This window comes from Flammeovirga sp. MY04 (assembly GCF_001682195.2).
Lineage (GTDB): Bacteria > Bacteroidota > Bacteroidia > Cytophagales > Flammeovirgaceae > Flammeovirga > Flammeovirga yaeyamensis.
This window is the reverse complement of record NZ_CP003561.2, coordinates 491,630-511,168: the sequence shown is the minus strand read 5'-3', so window position 1 is coordinate 511,168 and position 19,539 is coordinate 491,630. Positions and strand designations below refer to the sequence as shown.

The 19,539-nt window shown below is 33.9% G+C and carries 15 protein-coding genes; all 15 read right to left on the bottom strand.

What is annotated here, in order from left to right; genetic code table 11:
* Positions 1-115: 115 nt before the first annotated feature.
* The 15 genes from MY04_RS22000 to MY04_RS21930 all read right to left on the bottom strand — a co-directional run bounded on the left by MY04_RS22000 (position 116) and on the right by MY04_RS21930 (position 19,536).
* Positions 116-1,018 (bottom strand): T9SS type A sorting domain-containing protein, encoded by a 903-nt coding sequence (locus tag MY04_RS22000; protein WP_066214408.1) that lies wholly within the window; start codon positions 1,016-1,018, stop codon positions 116-118.
* 12 nt (positions 1,019-1,030) lie between these two features.
* On the bottom strand, positions 1,031-2,524 hold the full coding sequence (locus MY04_RS21995) for an SUMF1/EgtB/PvdO family nonheme iron enzyme (RefSeq protein WP_084006063.1): 1,494 nt from the start codon (positions 2,522-2,524) through the stop codon (positions 1,031-1,033).
* 210 nt (positions 2,525-2,734) lie between these two features.
* Positions 2,735-5,164, bottom strand: a complete 2,430-nt coding sequence (locus MY04_RS21990; RefSeq protein ID WP_158297844.1) for a hypothetical protein — start codon at positions 5,162-5,164, stop codon at positions 2,735-2,737.
* A gap of 89 nt (positions 5,165-5,253) precedes the next feature.
* Positions 5,254-7,083 carry an alpha-L-fucosidase gene (locus tag MY04_RS21985; protein ID WP_066214404.1) on the bottom strand — a complete coding sequence of 610 codons (1,830 nt, stop codon included), beginning with the start codon at positions 7,081-7,083 and terminating at the stop codon, positions 5,254-5,256.
* Between the two features lie 288 nt (positions 7,084-7,371).
* A complete protein-coding gene (locus MY04_RS21980; protein ID WP_066214403.1) occupies positions 7,372-11,658 on the bottom strand; it encodes a prolyl oligopeptidase family serine peptidase in 4,287 nt (1,428 codons plus the stop codon).
* 332 nt (positions 11,659-11,990) lie between these two features.
* Entirely contained in the window at positions 11,991-13,877 is a 1,887-nt protein-coding gene (locus MY04_RS21975; protein WP_066214402.1) for a glycoside hydrolase family 36 protein, read from the bottom strand.
* A 287-nt stretch (positions 13,878-14,164) separates the two neighbouring features.
* Positions 14,165-14,701 carry a DUF2284 domain-containing protein gene (locus MY04_RS21970; protein ID WP_084006062.1) on the bottom strand — a complete coding sequence of 179 codons (537 nt, stop codon included), beginning with the start codon at positions 14,699-14,701 and terminating at the stop codon, positions 14,165-14,167.
* 189 nt (positions 14,702-14,890) lie between these two features.
* Positions 14,891-15,235, bottom strand: a complete 345-nt coding sequence (locus MY04_RS21965) for a carboxypeptidase-like regulatory domain-containing protein (RefSeq protein WP_066214397.1) — start codon at positions 15,233-15,235, stop codon at positions 14,891-14,893.
* A gap of 130 nt (positions 15,236-15,365) precedes the next feature.
* Positions 15,366-15,812 carry a DUF4348 domain-containing protein gene (locus MY04_RS21960; protein ID WP_066214395.1) on the bottom strand — a complete coding sequence of 149 codons (447 nt, stop codon included), beginning with the start codon at positions 15,810-15,812 and terminating at the stop codon, positions 15,366-15,368.
* Between the two features lie 3 nt (positions 15,813-15,815).
* Positions 15,816-16,253 (bottom strand): hypothetical protein, encoded by a 438-nt coding sequence (locus MY04_RS21955; RefSeq protein WP_066214393.1) that lies wholly within the window; start codon positions 16,251-16,253, stop codon positions 15,816-15,818.
* A 128-nt stretch (positions 16,254-16,381) separates the two neighbouring features.
* Complete coding sequence (locus tag MY04_RS28270; RefSeq protein ID WP_066214391.1) at positions 16,382-16,945, bottom strand: YcxB family protein; 564 nt, start codon at positions 16,943-16,945, stop codon at positions 16,382-16,384.
* 3 nt (positions 16,946-16,948) lie between these two features.
* Complete coding sequence (locus MY04_RS21945; RefSeq protein ID WP_066214389.1) at positions 16,949-17,263, bottom strand: hypothetical protein; 315 nt, start codon at positions 17,261-17,263, stop codon at positions 16,949-16,951.
* Between the two features lie 102 nt (positions 17,264-17,365).
* Positions 17,366-18,067, bottom strand: coding sequence for a hypothetical protein (locus tag MY04_RS21940; RefSeq protein ID WP_066214386.1), 702 nt, complete (start codon positions 18,065-18,067; stop codon positions 17,366-17,368).
* A gap of 58 nt (positions 18,068-18,125) precedes the next feature.
* The gene (locus MY04_RS21935) at positions 18,126-18,602 is read right to left on the bottom strand and encodes a hypothetical protein (RefSeq protein WP_066214385.1); all 477 of its coding nucleotides are present in this window, start codon (positions 18,600-18,602) and stop codon (positions 18,126-18,128) included.
* Positions 18,603-18,723: 121 nt separating this feature from the next.
* Positions 18,724-19,536: a DUF4249 domain-containing protein gene (locus MY04_RS21930; RefSeq protein ID WP_066214382.1), complete on the bottom strand. Its 813-nt coding sequence runs from the start codon at positions 19,534-19,536 to the stop codon at positions 18,724-18,726.
* Positions 19,537-19,539 lie beyond the last annotated feature (3 nt).

The window sequence follows — 19,539 nt, the reverse complement described above, 5'->3', positions numbered from 1 at the left end:
TAGGTAAAGTATGATAAGGTAATGTTCTGGATAAATCGTGTGCAACGTGTTGGGGCATTTTATATAAAAAACCCAAAACAACTTGTCTTGGGTTTAATAATTGAATTACTTGACATTACTTCACGATTTTTAAAACTCCTAAGTGTCCTACTCTGATTACATAGAATCCTTTGTTTAAATGAGCTACATTTAAACGTATATCTTGATCTGTTTGATTTACAATTTGTAAAGGTATAGCGTCCCCATTTATAGAATACATCTGAATTAACTGATGATAATCTTTATCTAAAAGAATGGTCAATTCGTTAATTACTGGATTTGGATAAGCATACAACTCAATGTTAGGAGCATTTTCCAAATTAAATATTCTGATATCGGAATAGGTAAACTGACCATCGAAATCGACTTGTTTTAATCTATAGTAAGAAGTTCCTCTTGATGTCGATGGATCGGTTGTAGAATATTCTAATCTATTGTTTGAATTTCCTGCTCCCTTTATTTGAGATACTGTTTCCCAATTTCTTCTATCCACCGATTTTTCGATGATAAAGTATTCGTTGTTTATTTCAGTAAGCGTAGTCCAACGAATAAAAGCCTTTCCCTGAACGTTCGTTACTTCGAATACACCTATTTCTATAGGAAGATCGTAATCTTCGTCGACCATTACGGTGTTTTTAGCATATCCTTTCGCTTCCCCTCCTGTAAATATATTATGAGATACTGAACCAAAAACATCTAAATCATTACCCAAAGCATATCCGTTAGATACACCACCTTTAAATATATTGTAACTCGTTGAGTTCTGAGTTTCTAATATCGTTTGTGAGGCATACCCATTTCCTTCCCCTCCCATAAATAAATTATGAGAAGTAGAATTTACCGTTTGCATTAAACTGTTAGAATTATCTCCGCCACCATTTCCGCCCATAAAAATATCTTGGGCACAAACATTTACTGATAATGAACTAACGAATAGCATTACCCATAACAATGCACTTATCTGTTTGTCTTTTTTCATAAGTGCCTATGATTAATTTTTTGGTGCAGTACGAACTCCTCTTCCTCCAACAAAATCTCTACCCGAATTAGTTGGGTAACATATAGCAGCTAAGCCTCTTGTCGACACATATGCCTGATCATTGGTATTTACATAACTTCCTCCGCGAATACCTGCACCTTCATTAGCTTCAATTAATTGTGGCCATCCATCGATGGTATAGTTACCGATATTACTTAACAATCCATTACCATGAGAACCATCAAATTTTCTTCCTTCTTCTGAAGAAACGATGACCACTGCTTCAAAAGCACTTCCAGATAAATCCATAATGCCATAGTAGGAAGCTCCCGATTGAATTCTATCAGATGTACTCGTTGCAGTGATACCAACTCTTATTGGTCCACCCACATTCCCTAATGTTTCACTAAACGCAGCATTGCCTAACGTAGTACTGTAATTTGCAGTAATCTCTTCATTAAACGCTCCAAGGTTAGCTACAGTAAAGTCATCTGGGTTGTAAGTGCTTTCTCCCCACGCAAATTCTCTATGTACCGGTGTTTTTGTTCCTCTACATGCTTTTTCGAATTCAAACTCTGACATTGGTCTCAAACAAGCCCAGTCTAAATAATTAAAGATTGCTAAGTGACTACCATGAACATATGGAAGATAGGGAGCATCTGCCACGTATTGATCCGTTACATATTGAATAGAATTTCTATTGGTTCCATATTTATTCTTGACAAAATCATTTTGTCCCGTTTGTAATGAGGTTAAAGTATTCAAGAAATCCACAAATTGTCCTTGAGTGATTTCATATTTCATACAATAAAATGATTGATATCCTTTAGGAAAATCTTCAGCAATAACTCCATCTCTAAATTCACCTGAATTCACATTGGTCACATAACAAAGATTCCCTGCCGTTTCACCAACATCTATTGCTTCCTCTGATGAAACATAATACGGATTTGCTCTATTTGAAGTGTTATTGATGAAAGTATAAAAAGAGGAAGCTTCGTTACCACCTGTCCCTAAAGCAAAACGCCCCTGAGGCACATACACCATTTCAATACCATACACATTGATTTCGAAAGTATCGTCATCACCTTGGTGATCCTCACCATAAGCCCAGCTTAAAGAAACATTGTAATTTACTGTTTGCTGGGATATATTGGATGCACTGTATACAAATGCACCTTTAGAATATCCGTTTCCAGTATCGTCTTCATTATCAATAGTTGCTCCAGTAGCATTGTGTCCACTTAAAGATAAAGTAGCATGTTGCCAGTAATCGGTATTTAAATTTCTGTACTTCACAAAAACCCAAACGGCATCCCAATTACTTTGAGCACTACTCACTCTCCATGAGTTATCCCAAGATAAATCGAAATTCACCTCTACGGTTTTTGAATTAGTATTCTTATTAGTAAGTGCAACGTTTTCTATTTTTATATTATTTGCTTCTCCTAAAAACGGACAAATAATAAGAAGCAAGTAGAAGTAAAGTGTAGTTTTATTCATCATAAAATAAGTAATAATTATTCGTTGTTGTGTGTTGATAAAACATTCAAATCAGTCACAATATCAACAAACAATCGATAAACGTACTTATTACATCTTTCAAATCTTTGCTCATTTTCAACATCTTCGTTTTTAGCTCAAAAAGGTCGATTTTAATAAAAAAATGCACTAATCGTTTAGGCAATTAGTGCATTTCTTTCTTTAAGTGATAGGTTATTTTTGATCTAAAACCTCCGCATCCATTGGTATGGAGAAGGTCACTTCCCAAGTTTGTGTTATTGGATCAAAGTCTACTTGATAATAATCCTTACCATGGTTCTCTTGATTAAATTCCACGGCTTTATCATCTACTGTAAATGACACTTTAAAGTCTTTGTAATTTCTCAGATTAGAAATAGTCACCGGAACATAAGCCAAACCATTTGATAAATCCGCCACTACCTCATTGTCTACAGCTTTTATTTTTAAAGGATAGTTTCTGACCACTTTTCCCTTAGAAACATTTACGGAAACATCGTTTTTCTTGGCTTCTCTCCACATAAGTTTCCAAGTATCCTGTCCCAAACTTAAAGCTTTTGCAAAAGCTTTGTTGGAACCATAATAACTCTTTGCTTCTTGAGGGAAAACACATAATTCCATCACTAAACGTACCTTGTCTCCTTTCTTTAGTTGCTTGATATCAGAAGGCAAGTTCACTTCTACAATCGTAACAGGTTCTCTTGCTCTTGTTTTACTAGAAGAATACGTTGAAAAACGAGGTTGTATTTCTTTTCCATCCACGGTCGCCGACCATTCTTTTAAGACAATACCTTTATTTCCCGTAACAGCATATTTTTGACTTTCCATGTTTTTTGCTTCGTGCATACTAAACCATGGCTGTTTTCCATCAATAATAATATCCTGATTGGTGTATTGCTTTTCCTTATGAACATTAGGCATTTCCTTGATCAAACCGTTTTCATTACCCCAAGCAATTTTATTTTCTACCTGATAAGAATAGGTTTCTGAACCAAATTGAGCTAAGGCCAAACGATCAAAATCAAACGTATCGTTTACTTCAATTTCTAAAGTATAAATTCCTCTAAAGTAATCGTCGTTTCTGATAATGCTTGCTGTTAATGAATAATCGACTTCATCTTTACTTGTCACACCCGTATAAGTCACTTCAGTAAGGTTTGGACAATTACGTTTATAATGTGATTTTATACGTTTGATCTTTAATTTTTTACCGTTTTCATCATAAACTCTCATAAAATCTCCACCACCCACATTCGGTGTCCAATTGTATTTTTTTGGACCGATAGGGCTATCATCCTCTGCTTTGATCATGAAAGGTCTCACATCTGTAATTAGAGTATTCGCTTGTCCACAATCGGGTTCATAACACACGCTTTCACCCCATGCACCCATAGCCGTTTGATCCCATAACTGATGGTTTCCTCTAAATTTCTTTCCCCAACCTGTCAATGAAAGTTGATTGTGCGATACAGCCGGTAATGTTCCCCAATACCCCGAAACTTTTGATAATTCCAATTCTACTTTTGAGTTTGGAGGAAGACAAACTACCGTATACGAACGCATCCAAGGCCCACGGTATTTAAACTCTTTCCCATTGTGCCAGTTTTTTGAGATTTGAATAGGAATACCTGTAGGGTTTCCATCTTTATCTCTTAACATCAAACTGATACCCGTAATATCTCTTACTCCATCTATTCTTTCGAAAATAAGACGCTGAATTTGAGTAGAATTTGTTAGGTTTTCTAACGTTAAAGCGACTCTTTCCATTCCCTTTAAACCATCAAAAGAATCGTTTAAAGATATCTTTTTTGCTTGCTGTTGTTCCACTTCTGTAATCACCACTTCCTTATTTGGACGATGAAGGTCTTTAGCAATAATGTTCAGTCCTTCTTGATGCAGATTTTCGTATTTAAATCTCATCAGCAGGTTTACTTCTTTATTTTTTATTGATGTTGTTACTTGAATTTTATTCTCTGGAGTCAACATCAAGTGGTCGTTCTCTCTTTTGATGATCTCCCATACTTTTCCATTTTTGGCTTTAGCATGTATCACCTCACCTTTCTTACTTAAAGTTACCTGATCAGAAGGTAAGTCTAATTCTATCATTAACTGATAATCATCTGACAAAATAGTGTCGTTTTCGAATACCAATTGAAAATCAAGGGCATCCGTCCATGAAGACATTTCTACAGAAAATTTGAGATTTGGATCGTCTTCTAATTTAAGATCTGGAAAATTTCTTCTTTGAAAGAATTTACCACTTTCAATGACTTCTCCTGCATAGTGGGCATCTTCATCTAAACGTACCACTTTATGCTTTTGCCCATTCTTGACAACATATAACGATAATATATCTAATGTTTCGACTTGTACTTTTTCTAAGTATTTTCCATTCACTTCATTATCATCAATCAAACGAAGTTGCTCCAATTTAAAATCTTGGTAGTTGAATCTAAGGAAATGATGATTGGTTTGAATTTGAAAATGTGTATTGTTTTGTATATCATTTTCTAAAAACATATAGGTGTTTGTATTTGCATATTGCCATAAATCTTTTGGCAACTGTGCAAAGACCGAGGTAAGGACCCCAAAATAAACGATTAGGAAGGGTAATAACTTTCTCATTTCAGTTCGTTTGATCACAATGTGTGATAAAAAATTGAGATCGTCAGCTTCAAAATGAAACTGACGATTCAAATATACTCAATAATTAATTAGAAACTTTGATTCGCTTCTACAGAAATAATAGGTTCGAATGATATCGATGCAAGATTGATCCATCCTGAAGCGTCATCAGAATTTAAGGTAATAGAGATTTTCTGCTTACCTGGTTGATCGAAATTCACCACACCGATTTTTCTATCTTTAAATACTCTTATCGTTCTGTTTTCAAACTTATTTTTGATCACATTTTTATCGCCACTATAAGTAGGTACAAAATAATACTGATCATCGTTGATATTTAAAAGACCTTCTTGCATGTCTGCATCTTCGTTACATGCGTAATTGATTCTTACAATGTACATTCCTTTCTTTGGAACGTTCACTTCCCATTCTGCTTTCGCTCCTTTTTCTGACCATTTTTCGATTACTGGAGTGGCATGCCAATCGCCAAAGATCTCCATCCATCTAATTTTGTCTGTTGAACAAGCAGTTAAGTTGGCTTCGTGAGGTAAAAGTTTTGTCACCAAACCTGTATTAAAAACTTTATCTGTATTTAATTTTGGTTTGTCTTCAAATTCAACAACAATCACAGAGGCTACTGGATCTGGCATTCTTAATGGTAATTTCAATAATGTAGATCCATCTAACATATTGATGTTGACCGCTGACTGATCGTCTAGGAAATATGCTTTCTTTGCTTTTGAAATGAACTTAGGCAAGTAGATCTGATTGTCTCTTGGCCATTCTTTTACAAAAACATACATTTTATTGTCCTTTTGAGTGGCCGCAAATTGAGTTTGACCTCCCAAATACATGGCATCTGTTCCGTAGATTGCTTCTTTGTATTTTGCAATCCACTTACCTGTTTCTCTAAGAATCATGGCAGAAACTTCTGGTACTGAACCATCTCCTTTTGGACCAATATTGAACAAGTAGTTACCCCCTTTTGTAATTACATCGATCAAACGATGAGAGATTTCTTTTGGTGTTTTCCAGTTGAAATCCAACTTGCTATACGCCCATGTATTGTTGTGTGTATCACAAGTTTCCCAAAGACCATCCACTGGCTCAGAAGGAATCTCATTATCACCTAACGTTTCGAAGTCTCCTAGACCTCTACCAATTCTACTGTTAATCAAACAGTCGGGCTGATACTTATCGACAATAGCTTTTAACTCTAATACTTGCTCGTGCTTAATTGGGCCAGGAGTATCGAAGAAAATACATCCGATATCACCATAATTGGTGACCAATTCTTTTACCTGAGGCAAAGCTTTTTCTGTCATGTACTTTTGTACATCCGCTTCATCAGGATTAAACTCCCAAGTATTGCCAAAACCATCTTTCTCGTTCCAATCTTGCATTTGAGAATAATAGAAACCAAAGCGAATGCCTTTTTTCTTACACGCTTTTGCCAATTGTTTTACAAGGTCTTTCTTATAAGGTGTATTCGTGATGTCATAATCACTCACTTTTGAGTCGAACAAAGCAAAACCATCGTGGTGTTTTGCAGTAATAACTACATATTTCATTCCTGCATCTACCGCTAGTTGAGCGATTTCGTCTGCATCAAATTTTTCAGGGTTAAACGTTTCAGCTAATTTACGATAGTCTTTGGTTTGGATACTTGCTCTACGCATAATCCATTCGTTAATACCATAATAATGTTTGCCTTCATATTCACCAGCTAGTTCCGAATATAATCCCCAATGTATAAACATCGCAAACTTTGCTTCTTTATACCATTGATGCTCTTTTTCTGTTACCTGGGTATTCGTTCCATTTTCACCCCACAGTTCATCCATCCCTTTTTCCTTTTTCTGACCGAATAAGGAAAGGGAGAACAACATACATAAACTTATTAAAAAATAATTCTTCATACTTCTAATTGACTATAAGCCTTAAAAAATAATCACATTACAATTTTAGCTTATATCTAACAGAAAACTTGGCCTAAATCTTACAATACTTGTATCGTTCTTATTTGAGATAAACAAATACGTTTTTGGATATATCAGTAAAGAATTTTGGTTTTATTTGTCATTTTTAAGCAAAGAAAAAAGAGTACCTAAATTAGGTACTCTTTAATGTACTAAGATGTTTCTAACTATGTTAATTTCTTATTAGACTATTAAAAACTCTTTTTATAATCACTTGAAGGTAGATATTTAGAATAATTTAAATACCAAAGCCTCTTTATTATCTATGATATGAATAATCATTAACCCATTGTTAGTGATGTTAAAGTCTTGACGCTTATCTTTCAGTGATTGCTTTAATATTATCCTACCACTTAGGTCAAAAGCCAATAAAGTTTTTCCATTCAATAATTCATCAGAAGTTACCGTTATCGTATTTGATGTAGATTTGAACACTTTAATATTCGTAGGGTTATTGCCAATAGATAGTGGGGCATCTTCTTTAGAGAAGGCCACCATATATACTAATTCAGTAACTCCATCTTCTGCCATAATTTCAACCAATGCTACTGCTGGTAGTTTCGTTACATCTGTAATTTTTACAACTGCTTTTTCGTCTGATGCTACTGCTTCTAATAGGGGTAATCCTTCATATTCCAAAGGTAAGGCTACTGTATATGAAAATTGATCGGAAGTAAAATTCTCTATGGAAGTTCCGTTATATTTTAGAGAACTTAAAGAAGCGTCATCGCTAATGGGTATATCACCTAAACTAAATTGTACCGAATAGGTCAATGTTGTTTTTGCATCTTCTGCAACAACTTTTACTGTAGCCGTTCCTGGGATTTCTGTGATATTTGTAATCGTCATCATGGCATTTTCATCAGAAAGTGCGGCTTCAATTGTTGGCAGCCCTTCAAAATCATAGGGTAATTCCACTGAATAGGTATAATTAGAAGGATTAAAGTTTTCAATCTGCATACTATTGTAGCCCAATGATTTAAGTGTAGCATCCGTATTTTTACTTACCGTAAAGCTGATCTTGTACACTTTGGTTACATTGGTATCTTGTGCCGTAACAGTTATTGTCGCTTCCCCTGGAAGAGTTGTTGCATTTTGAATGTCGACAGTGGCATATTCATCTTGAGTTAATGCAATAATTTCTGGTAAATCAGAAATATTTGACCCATAAGGTAATTCTATAGCATAATCTTCTTTATTAGCATCGAATCCATCTATTGTAGCACCATCGACGATTAAATCAGATAATAGCGCATTGGTGCTTAACGCTGTTTCTACATAATTAATTGAATATACCTTTTGAGTTCCATCTTCCGCTGTTACCGTAATGGTTTGCTCTTCAGTATAATCAGCAATTGTTGATACTTCTACAGTAGATAACATACTGTTTGCCGTTCCTTCAATGGTTGGAAGTTGATCTGTTGTTCCATGAGGTAATTCGATGGTATAACTTAATTCATCCGGATGGAAAGTCGTTAATAATTCTCCATCGACATGAATTGATTTTAAGTTCGCATCATAATTATAACTTATGGATGGACCTTCAACTAAAGCTAAGTAATATTCTGTACCTGGAAGCGTACTTTGATTACCAAAATACACCAACACTTTTCTAAAATCATTACCTGTTACTACGTTATTGTCGTTCAAATCAAAAGTATATTCTACCCACTTATCTTGTTCTTTGATATCTTGGAATGTACCTCGATCGAAACCATCTGTTTTTTCCCATCCTGCATAGAATCCAATTCTATTGCCGACCGGATAATCTTCCTGACCTGATTTCTGCAGTACCTGAATTCTGAATAACTTATCTTCACTAGCTAACCAAGACCCATTATTAAAGATAAATTCTACCGTTGCATCTGCATTTTGTAAACGAGTTACTTTCAATACCTTTACTCCCTCACCTACAATATGATCAGGCATTGGGTTTTCTACAGTAGCTGTATCCGATCTCACCAAACGCCATTGAAAATCTACAGCATGTTTATTATTAGCATCAAAAATTTTACGTCCTGGAGCATTAAATCGCACTCTATAATCTCTTTGTGTATAACCATTTTTGGCTGTCACTCTAATGGTTGTTTCCTTATAAACGTTTTCAGCTTCAACAATCTCGTAAGTAGCTTCTGGGTCTTCTACCGCAGCAGTTATTGTTGGAACCTCTAAAGATCCATAAGGCAAATCGACTGTATAATTTAGTGTGGAAGGATCAAAATCGGCCAACTTAATATTGTTTACTCTTAGTTCTTTTAATCGAGTATTCGTGCCTTCAAAGCTTACTTCAGGACCATAAATATTTGATACATAATAGACAACACCGTCAATATTCTCCGAATTAGTGCCAAATGATAGTGTCATTTCAGAATAAATTCTATTGGAAACTGATGATCCATCACTATTCAATTCACCATCAAAATCAAATACATATTCTGCCCATTGTCCTTGATTAGAAATAGGTAAGGTTTGTGAAATATGAACTCCAGTAGTGTTGTTTCTTAAAGTCAATGTCAAGTCGTTTGATGTTGGCACTGCTCCCGCTTCTTGATAAACATAAAGACTAACCTCATTATTACTACCTACTTGTATTTCACCTCCCAATGGTAAAATAATAGCTGCTTCTTCCATATTTTGTCTTGTCACTTTTGTAACCTGTTCTTGATCAGGCATCCCATCTGAAGAAGGATTAGCCATCACTTCTGTTGTGACATTATGATTTTGGGCAAGTATTCTATCTTCGGTTCCATCAAAGTGATACACTACTTGATTCGGCATCACATCTTCCTCTCCCCACTCTAAAGCCACAAAAGCCACTTTAGTAATTTCTTGTCCATCTTCTGGGCCCACTTCAATTAAATCAGCTACAGACCATTCTCCCATAATATCATTGGCATCATTACTATTTCTTAAAGCTGATGCTGGAATATTGATCTCCTGAACATCAGTGTTATGTGCACCTGTTTCGAAGTTGAAAACATATTTTTCGTTTACTCTCACAAATAGTTTTTGCGGTTGAGTACCGTAATATCTGATTTTAAATGATGCTCCTTGAGGTGCTTTATAAAATGGCTCTTTAAAGATATCATTCGAAATAGGTTTATTTTCTACTGGATAGAAAGCTTCAACTCCACCTGGCACTTCGATAGCTCCGCCTGCATTCTCCCAATCGGTTGGGTCTGGAGCTTCCGGCTCTAATGTCGCTTTAGCATCACCTAAATTTGATGGAATTTCAGCTTCAAAATCACCTGAAATAACGGTATTGTTATCATAATCAATTTTTGAAAAACCGAAAACATAATCATCAATATTGCTTACAGGAAGTGAGGCCGTCCAATTATTACCATCTTTAGTTGAAGGAGCTTCAATCCAAGTTCTTGTGTTGTTGTTTGGATTTTTAAGTGCATACCAAACTTCTACAGCAGTTACATTTTCCGGTTGATCTGGCGATACTGAATAGAAAGGAACTCCTTCCGCATCTAAAGTAATTGATGAAGTAGGTCTTGCTGGAAAATAATGATCCATACCTAACACATGTTTCTCTAACCAAATTTTGGCATCATCCCCTAATCTATCCGTAGCATGGAATGCCTTTGGTTGAATAGCGAAATTCCAAGGTACATCTGCTTGGAAATTATCAAACATAGTTTCTCCTCTTTCGTGACCACCATGATGATCGTTAGAACCATTTAACCATAAAGAAGCTGCCTTAATGTATAGGGCATGTGCCTGAGGAGCAATGCTTTCTAAATACATTTCTTCCCCAGAAGTTTTTGCTGGTTCATTATATGGATTGTTGTACATCCACACTTGTTTGGTTCTGTAATATTCTAAGAAGCCCACACCAAAATAAGCCACCATTGCATCGATTCTCTCGTCCATTGCAAGGTTCCACATAATGGTTCCTCCATAAGAGTATCCTTGTGCACCCACTCTAGTATTATCTACTCCATCTTGCGCCAATAAATAGCTTAACGCTCTTCTTTGTAAGACATACCATAGATAATCGTCAGTTTCTGTAGGGTCAGAAATTTGTTCGCCAGAGTCCTTGTATTTCGATTTGCGATTTTCATATCCATAATCCGGATTCATATTTCCATATTCTAATCCTTCTGGATATTTAGTATAGTTTGCTCTTAGCTCTGAGGAATTATTTTCTTCTGTTTTCCCACAATAATCATGTGCTAATACTGCCCAACCATCTTCTACAAATTCCTGATTAGGTCTTGGTCTAGCCATCCAACCATGAACATCTAAAAGTGCAGGAGCATTGTTAGCGTCTGCCTTCTTTTTAAACTCACAATAGACACGGATTTCTTTTCCTTTAAAGTAAGCACTAATATATGTATGCTTCTCATAGATCCCGTTGGCATCTGTGTGTTCATATATAATTTCTTCATTAAAATCTCCGGCATCCGGATCAAAATTGGCCCATAGCTCTTGTGGATTTTGAGCGTAGGATAACTGTAAAAATACTGTGGTTAACAGTAGAAAAAATGTAATAAAATATTTCATACTTTTATAAGTAGGTTTCTTTTATAAGTAATTATTCGTTGTCAATTAGTTGAATCAAATTCATCATTATAAAAGTATTTCTTATTGTTAAGTTTGTTTGATTGTGATATAACTTTTGTTAGAACAATTCTTACATATAGAGGTTAAGCGTCTAGTTTTGTGATTTAAAAGCAAATAAATGAAAAGGTGATAGAAAAGGGCAATTTATTTTTTTCAATTGTAAACAACAAAAAAAACCTAGAGTAATACCCCAGGTTTTTGCAACTTTTCTTTTCTAATAAATTACTAAGTAGTCTTGTTACTCACTTTAATACATAACTGAAATAATTCTTTTACATTACCTTTTCATTGGCATTTACTACTAACAGTTTTGCTGAATGTGCAGGCAATTGTTTGATTGAATATTTTCCCTCAACCGATTCTAATTTTTCTTCTGTCCAGTAATCTGATAATGAACCATTTTTTACTAGTTCTACATCAAAATCTTTTGGTTGATCTGACCAGTTGAAGATGTAATAGAATTGTTTGTCACCTAAATCGGTCACACCAATTTCTAACTTTGTATTTTTAAATTTCGCTCCTTTGCCTGTTGGCTGAAGCAACTTCTTTAAGTCTTTTAAGTTCTTATCTGTAAGTAACTCTGCTTTATCACCACTTAAAGCCAATCCACCAGTTGCATGGATAGACGTAAGATGGAACATCCACTCATCTTCTGATAATACAGATGGATCTTTACCGAATGGACTATCTGCAGCTTGAACGATACAATCAGGATCTACATCCCAAATCATTTCGTTTTGCCATGCTCTACTTAAATTTTCTTGTGCAAGGCTACTAAATGCTTTCCAACTTCTATTGATATCACCACTAGTACGTTGTGCTGATACCAAACCAAATGAAGGCCAAATTGGTGCATTACAACCAAGAATAACTGTGTTTTCATCACATGCATCTACAATAGCTTGCATTCCTCTTCTGTAAGCTTCGATACGAGTAGCAGATGTATCGTGAAACTGTCCGCCGTGAATGGCTCCCCAAAAGTTTGCATCCAATTTGAAATAGTTAATTCCCCATTCTTCACGCATCGTCTTAAAAATATACTTTAAGTGCTCTTGAACTTCAGGGTGTGTGCCGTCCAAACAATACCAAGGCCCTTCTCTCCAACCTCCAAAAGTAACCGTGTTAGAAGCTAATGGTTGTCCTTTGGCATTTTTTACAAACCACTCAGGATGTTCTTTAAATACTCTCGATTCTTTTTGGGCAATAAAAGGAGCAACCCAAATCGCAGGCATATATCCTTTATCAGCAATTCCGTTGATTGTTTTTCTAACATCACCATATTTTGGATTTGGATCTAACCAATCACCCATAAACGGTTGGTAACCATCGTCTAATTGAATGTATTTTAATTCGGGTACTTTCTTAGAGAAAATATCAAGGTTCTTTGTCATGATATCGTCAGTAATGTCTTCTCTATAACAGTACCAAGAGCACCATCCGATAGGCATTTTTTTACTTTTTAATGATGGGTGATTTTTGGTGATTTCAACTGACATTCTATCATAAAGATCACCTTGGTTTTCCCCATCAATAAAAATAAAGTCTTCGAAAGTCCAGCTTTCTCCCGGAGCAAGCGATAACCCTTCCGTATCGAACCCAACAATTAATTGATCTTTATCGTAAGCTAGTTCTCCAATAAATTTATTACAAGAGGTAAAGCCCAACATAAAGTTCTCCGTGCCGTCTACATTAATGTTTAATAAACCGTAGGCCGTCTGAAGTCCTTTTAATTGTTTAATTCTATAATGTTTCACATCAGAATGAGAACCAATATTTTGAGGTTGACCTAATGTTCCTCCATTTTGATGCAACATTTGAAAACCTTCTCCATATATTGGAGAATCAGGTTGAATACCATGTTTATCTACATAAAAAAGCATTACATCTTTTGGGTTAATCACTTCTTTACCTGTATTGGTCAACACCGTTTTACAGATATTTCCCTCCCAAGTCTTCTCTAAACTATACTTCTCAGAAGAAATAACATTACCGTCTTTATCTTCTATTATTGAAGGTGAATTTTCTAATAACTGTCTAAATTTAATGGCTTTAGCCGAATTATTGACAACAACACTTTGGTCGTTAACTTTAGAAGTATTACCACAACTTGCTATAAGCAAGGCGGTGAAGGTAATACTTAATAATTTCAAGACTTTCATACTTTCTCGATTGATGTTTGTTTATCAGAAAGCCTAAAACTATAACTCACATTTAGTTTAATGTTTGATATACCTTTTGACTTCTTTTAAAAAATTCTTGATTTATCTAAATCAATAAAAGTGTCACTTATAATGATGCTGCAATTTAGTTAGAGAATTAATTTTGCACGTTCCCTAATCTTTCAATTCTTTTCTCTTTTTTGATGATCAATAGATTTCAGGTACGTAACAACCTAAAAATAAAAGAAATAAACAAATTGATATTACCCTTTGTTGCTCATAAATAACTAATTCAATAAAAACGCTCCAAAATAAGTGACCATCCTTTCGTTGTATTTGTAATCCATATTACACTCATTGGCTAATAAAGATACATTGATACTGTAGGCTTCTAAAGAAGCTCTTTTCTTATCAGGGTATTTACATGCCTCATTTATTACTGCTGTACATTCTTTACACACTGTACAAGGACCTGCTCGTAAGTCTAAATGTTTATCAAAGTGTTGTTCTATTTCTTTATTTATTTTATTCGCTACCTTGTCGTGGTACCTCATGCCATTCAGCATACCCTTTCTATCCAAAGAGTGTTCCAAGTCACTAATCGTTTGATAGACCAATGCTTTTTTATACCTTTTTGCCTCTGCAATCACTTCATTCACATTACCCACTAAAGGTGGACAGGCATAGTTTTTTCCGAAATGTCCGCATTTATCTACTTCGCAATAAGCTCTTAGTTTTTCGTCGAATGTGATCTTATCTACAGAAACTATAGCTGCTTTTGTTGCACCGTATTGAAGACATTTGTTTAGTATTTCTTTTTCCATCAGAGTATAATTAGGTTTTATAATGACTGGTAAATATCCAACTTCTTATCAAAGTATAAAATACTCTAGATCATCATAACCTAAGAAGCCTCATTAGAATTTTCACTATTATTTGATTAGTATAAAAATCTAATGAGGTCTTGATTTTTAGAAATTACAGAGTGTTAGAGGTAAATATTTATTGGTTGATCATTCTATATTATCATCGATATTTAAATCTTCGATTTGCAAAATAACCGCCTCCTCTCGAATCAATATTTCAATTGTTTTTTGACGTGCGATTTCTATGTATTTCTTCTCACCTTCAAGATAACTTACTTCCAAAGTTTCAGTTCCTTTTACTAACATTTTAAACTCACCTTTCTGATTGGTGATAATCGGAAAATCGTTATCCCCTTTGATATTGATCTTAGCGCCTAATAAACCAACTTCATTTTTATCAATGACTGTACCTGATAGGATGTATTCGTCTTGGGCATAAGTGAGAACATTCGTACACAGCACGAGTAGTAGCATAATTATATAAACTCTCATTTTTTAAATAGTTTGGGTATGTATGGGTATAGAGAATATTTCGCAATGATGTCTTATTATTTCGTTTTTTGGGTAAATACTTATTATAAATATAAGAATAAAAGATTGATAAACCCTTATCAATCTTTTATTAAAAATTATTTTCCTGTCGATAAGTAAGAAACCAATCACCATCAATCTTATCAAATTGCATTTCGAAAGAAAAACCACAATCCAAACAATATAAGCCATAAAAGAATTTTTCATGATTCTGAATGATAGAAACACTATCCTGAGAATTTCCTTGATGATCTTTAAGGTTCCATGTCATCTGTGGCCACTCTTTTCTTGTCCAAGTTTTTTCACCATCATAACTATTATAACTTCCTTCTAAAGGAAATTGAGTTCTAGATAGTTGAAAACTTGGTGAGGATATAAATTTCAGATAAAACTGACCAAAAGACTTATCTGCAAAGACAAATGAAGACGATTGATTTAAATTACTATCAGTTATTTGACCTTCTGAGTTTGTTGTGTTTTCTTTTGACTCTGAACAGCTGATGAAAGAGAATAATAAGCAAATTAATAAATACCGCATATTTTACTTTTGATCAGACGATTTACGAATAGTAAAACCAACAGGTGCTTCCAACTCACCACCATCATACATATTTAGATAAAGTGATAAAGTATCGGTCGTTCCTTTCCAAGTTACTCTATAATGATCAAGCATTCCCATGCCCATAAAACCATTTTCACTTTCGAATGCACAGCAACTGCCCGCTCTGTAATAACTAACTGTTTCGCCTCTTGGGCCTGCTAAAGCATCAAGGTACAATCGTTCGTTCGATGGTCCTTCTTTCACATCAACTCCTCCTACTTTAATCGGATTTTTTTCTGTTCTTCCATAAGTTGGATCTGTAGAAACAGTTCTAAGTTGAAAACCATTCTGCTCGACATATTGTGATTTCGTTAGTGTCTTTGAAGAGGTACATGACATCAGTAGAAAAAGTAAAGTATAGTAAGTCAGTTTTTTCATTGTCTCTTATAGAAAATCAGTTTTTAAAATTGAAGAGCTCAAATTTAATAAATAGATATTGTATTGTTAATTGTTATTCCAAAAATTTGAAAAAAGAGGAGTTACATAACATTTTTGTCAGCTAATTTTTAAGCTTCCACTCGAACTTTTTTTATTTGATGATCATTTTTCAAAAACTGTTTGAAACTTCTTAAATCATCGGTTGAATCAAAATCACTTTTTAAAATAAGAAACAACAATTTTTTATCTTTAAATAAGATGAACCAACCTTGAAATTCTTCTACAGAATCAATTTTCTCCCATTTTATCTTTCTTGAAACTTCCTCACCTTTTACAATCAAGAAATCTTTATTTATAGTTATGGTAGATTTTTCTCCATAAAAAACCTCATTATTATAATCCTTTGTCCATGAAAATGAATTATCAACGAAATATTTAATTAAATAAGAAGTGAAGAAGAGAATGATTACGAACTCAAAATTAAAAAACAAACTTCTGTAAAACTTAAGATCACTTAATGAGATGAATAGGTTTTGAAGTATGTTCCTTTTGTAGGTAAAAACATAAAGCAAAAAGATTATAAAAGGGACTATAATAATATATGAAGCCTGTTTTAAGTTTTTAAACGCATAGTTTTTTCTAAATCCTTTATAGTCTTTTAGGGAGATTTGTTGATTGAATGAGATGTTCATAATTTATCTTTCTAAAAGTTTTGATGCTTCTTCTAATTCTTTTAATTCGTTTTTTAATCTTTCTTCAGATTGCTTTTCCATTAAAAGGTGAAGTGATTCATTATCAACATTTTGCCTTTTCCCTCTGTATATACTAAATATTGAATCTTCTTCTTTTGATAAGTCCTTCTTAATGATTTTATAAATAGAGGAATCTAATTCTTTGAGGTGTTCTAAATCTTGATTTATGATCGCTATTTTAGTTTCCTCAATTTTATCATCAACACAACTAAAATGTATAATGATGAGAATTGAGATTAATAGATACCTAGGTTTCATTTTTGCTGAATGAGGTCATGTTTATAGGAGCTTTTTGATTCTTAAATCTAAGAAAAAAGATAAAAAAATACTCGTAAATTGACCGATATATTCATAAAAATACTATACAACTTTTTCTTGATTATCTCTTTTCATTTGATACACCCCCATACTAAGATATAACAAATACATAAATGTCAGTGCTCCATAGGTAAATTCAAAATTCCCTCCTATCATTGGGTCTAGGAAACCGATGAAATAACCTATTGTTGCTGAAAACCCAAGAAAAATCATTGATGCTGAAATAAATCTGTTCCACTTAATCCTATATAGTACAAAGCCAAAAATACCAGTTGATAAAAGGAGAGTAAAGAATCCTATTCCAGCAAATCCCATAGCTATTTGATGTACGCCCATAATCACAGCTTTCATACTGTCATTTTCCTTGTTTTGAACAAAATCATTTATAATAGTAGGCAATGTAAAACCATCTATAATTAATCCTAAAGAGTAAAATAATTGACCAATAGTTAATCCTATTAGAGCAAATAAACCTATATATTTAGTAGTATCTCTTTTAATATTGAGGTTATTATTATTAAATAAAGTGATTCCAAAAATAAATAACGGTGTTGCTAACAATGCCATTATATGCGAAACTAAATATGCATTCGTCTGAGCTATAAATATGGTATCTTCTAGTGTATGAGGTGGTATTTGATCTAAAGTAACACCTTCCGTAAATAAAATTGGAAATATTCTAAATATGTTAAGTAGACCAACAACAATAAGTGCTAGACCTCCTAGTTTTGAGCTTAAATTCATAAATTTAAAGTTTACCTACTCCATTACGGAGTAGGATTAGTAAAAACTTATTTAATAATTACTCAGAAAAAGCTTCTAATTCATCTTCGTGAGTTACATAAAAATCTAAAATTGGTATTAAAGCTGAAAAAGAAAGTAGATCTGTATCTTTCAAAAGATTTATAGTTTTAGAAATCAAAGGAATAATCTCTCTAAAACGATTTAAAAGATTATCTGTCAGCTTATTTAAATTATTAGGATCATTGATATTTTCTAATTCTATTGTTATTAGCTTCTCTAACCCTGATGGTGTATTTGGAAGTTTTCCTCCAAGAACTATAATTCTTTTCAACAAAATATCTGAATGAGACTGACTTACTTTAATCAAACCTTCAATTCTGTCACCGATTAATAACTCTGTTTTTCCTCCCATCAGTTGAAGTGCATGCTTATATGCATAAATATTTTGTTGTTCTATTGCATAGAGTTCCATCAGCTCTTTTGCAATTATATGTGTGTCCAAACTATTTACCAGTGAATTTCCTATATGTGCCATAATTTTAATATTTAATTTTTTGATGAAACAAATGTCGGCACTTATTTAGAAGAAGAAATGGACAATTAGCTCAAGAATATGGATAGTTCGTTTTCATATAAAGAAAAGATCATCTTTGTATTTATTCTATCACCACCACTCGAGCTGTATCATAATTATATGCCGAAAAATACCCCAATGCATTATTCGACCAATTCGATAATGGATTTCCTGGAGCTGCAGATCCTCCACTTGGACCAGGACCTCCTCCTCCAATAATATCACCAAGGGTGCTAAAGTAATCGTATGAAGGTTCATCGAAATGAATAAAAGTAAGATCTAAGGTATCTCCTACTTCGAAAGATTTTGTAAGTAATCCTAGTTCAACTTCAAGGCCATCGTTTCTGATATCGTTGTACACTCTTAAGTCACCCGCTTCATTTTGAAATTGTCCATTAAGGTCGTACATCAAACGATAGTAATTTGGTACATTGGCTGGATCTTGATATTTCAAATACACTTTATATCCGGCTTCAATAGGGCCAAATCCTTCTTCATATACAGAATAAGCACTATCTATCGCTATCTTATCTAACATAGAAGTTGAAGCAGTATAGGTTTCTCCCTCTACCATTACTTCTAAATTATAGGTTGTTCCTGCTTTAGCATTTAAAGCAAAATGATACTCTCCTTCTCCTGTATTGGGGACATCTTGTGCAGTATCATCATACTTTAATTTGATGCTTGCATTACTAATCTTTTCTGAGGGTGAATTATCAAAATATGGGGCGGTTTTGGAAACTTTCACTACCATATCGTGTTCACCTTCCCAAATCACAGCTTCTATTACTATTCGAGGTTCAGCATCATTTAAATCAACATCAATTACTTTCTCACAGGCAGTAACGATGAATGCTAAAACAATTAATGTGAATACTATTTTTATCGTTTTCATGGT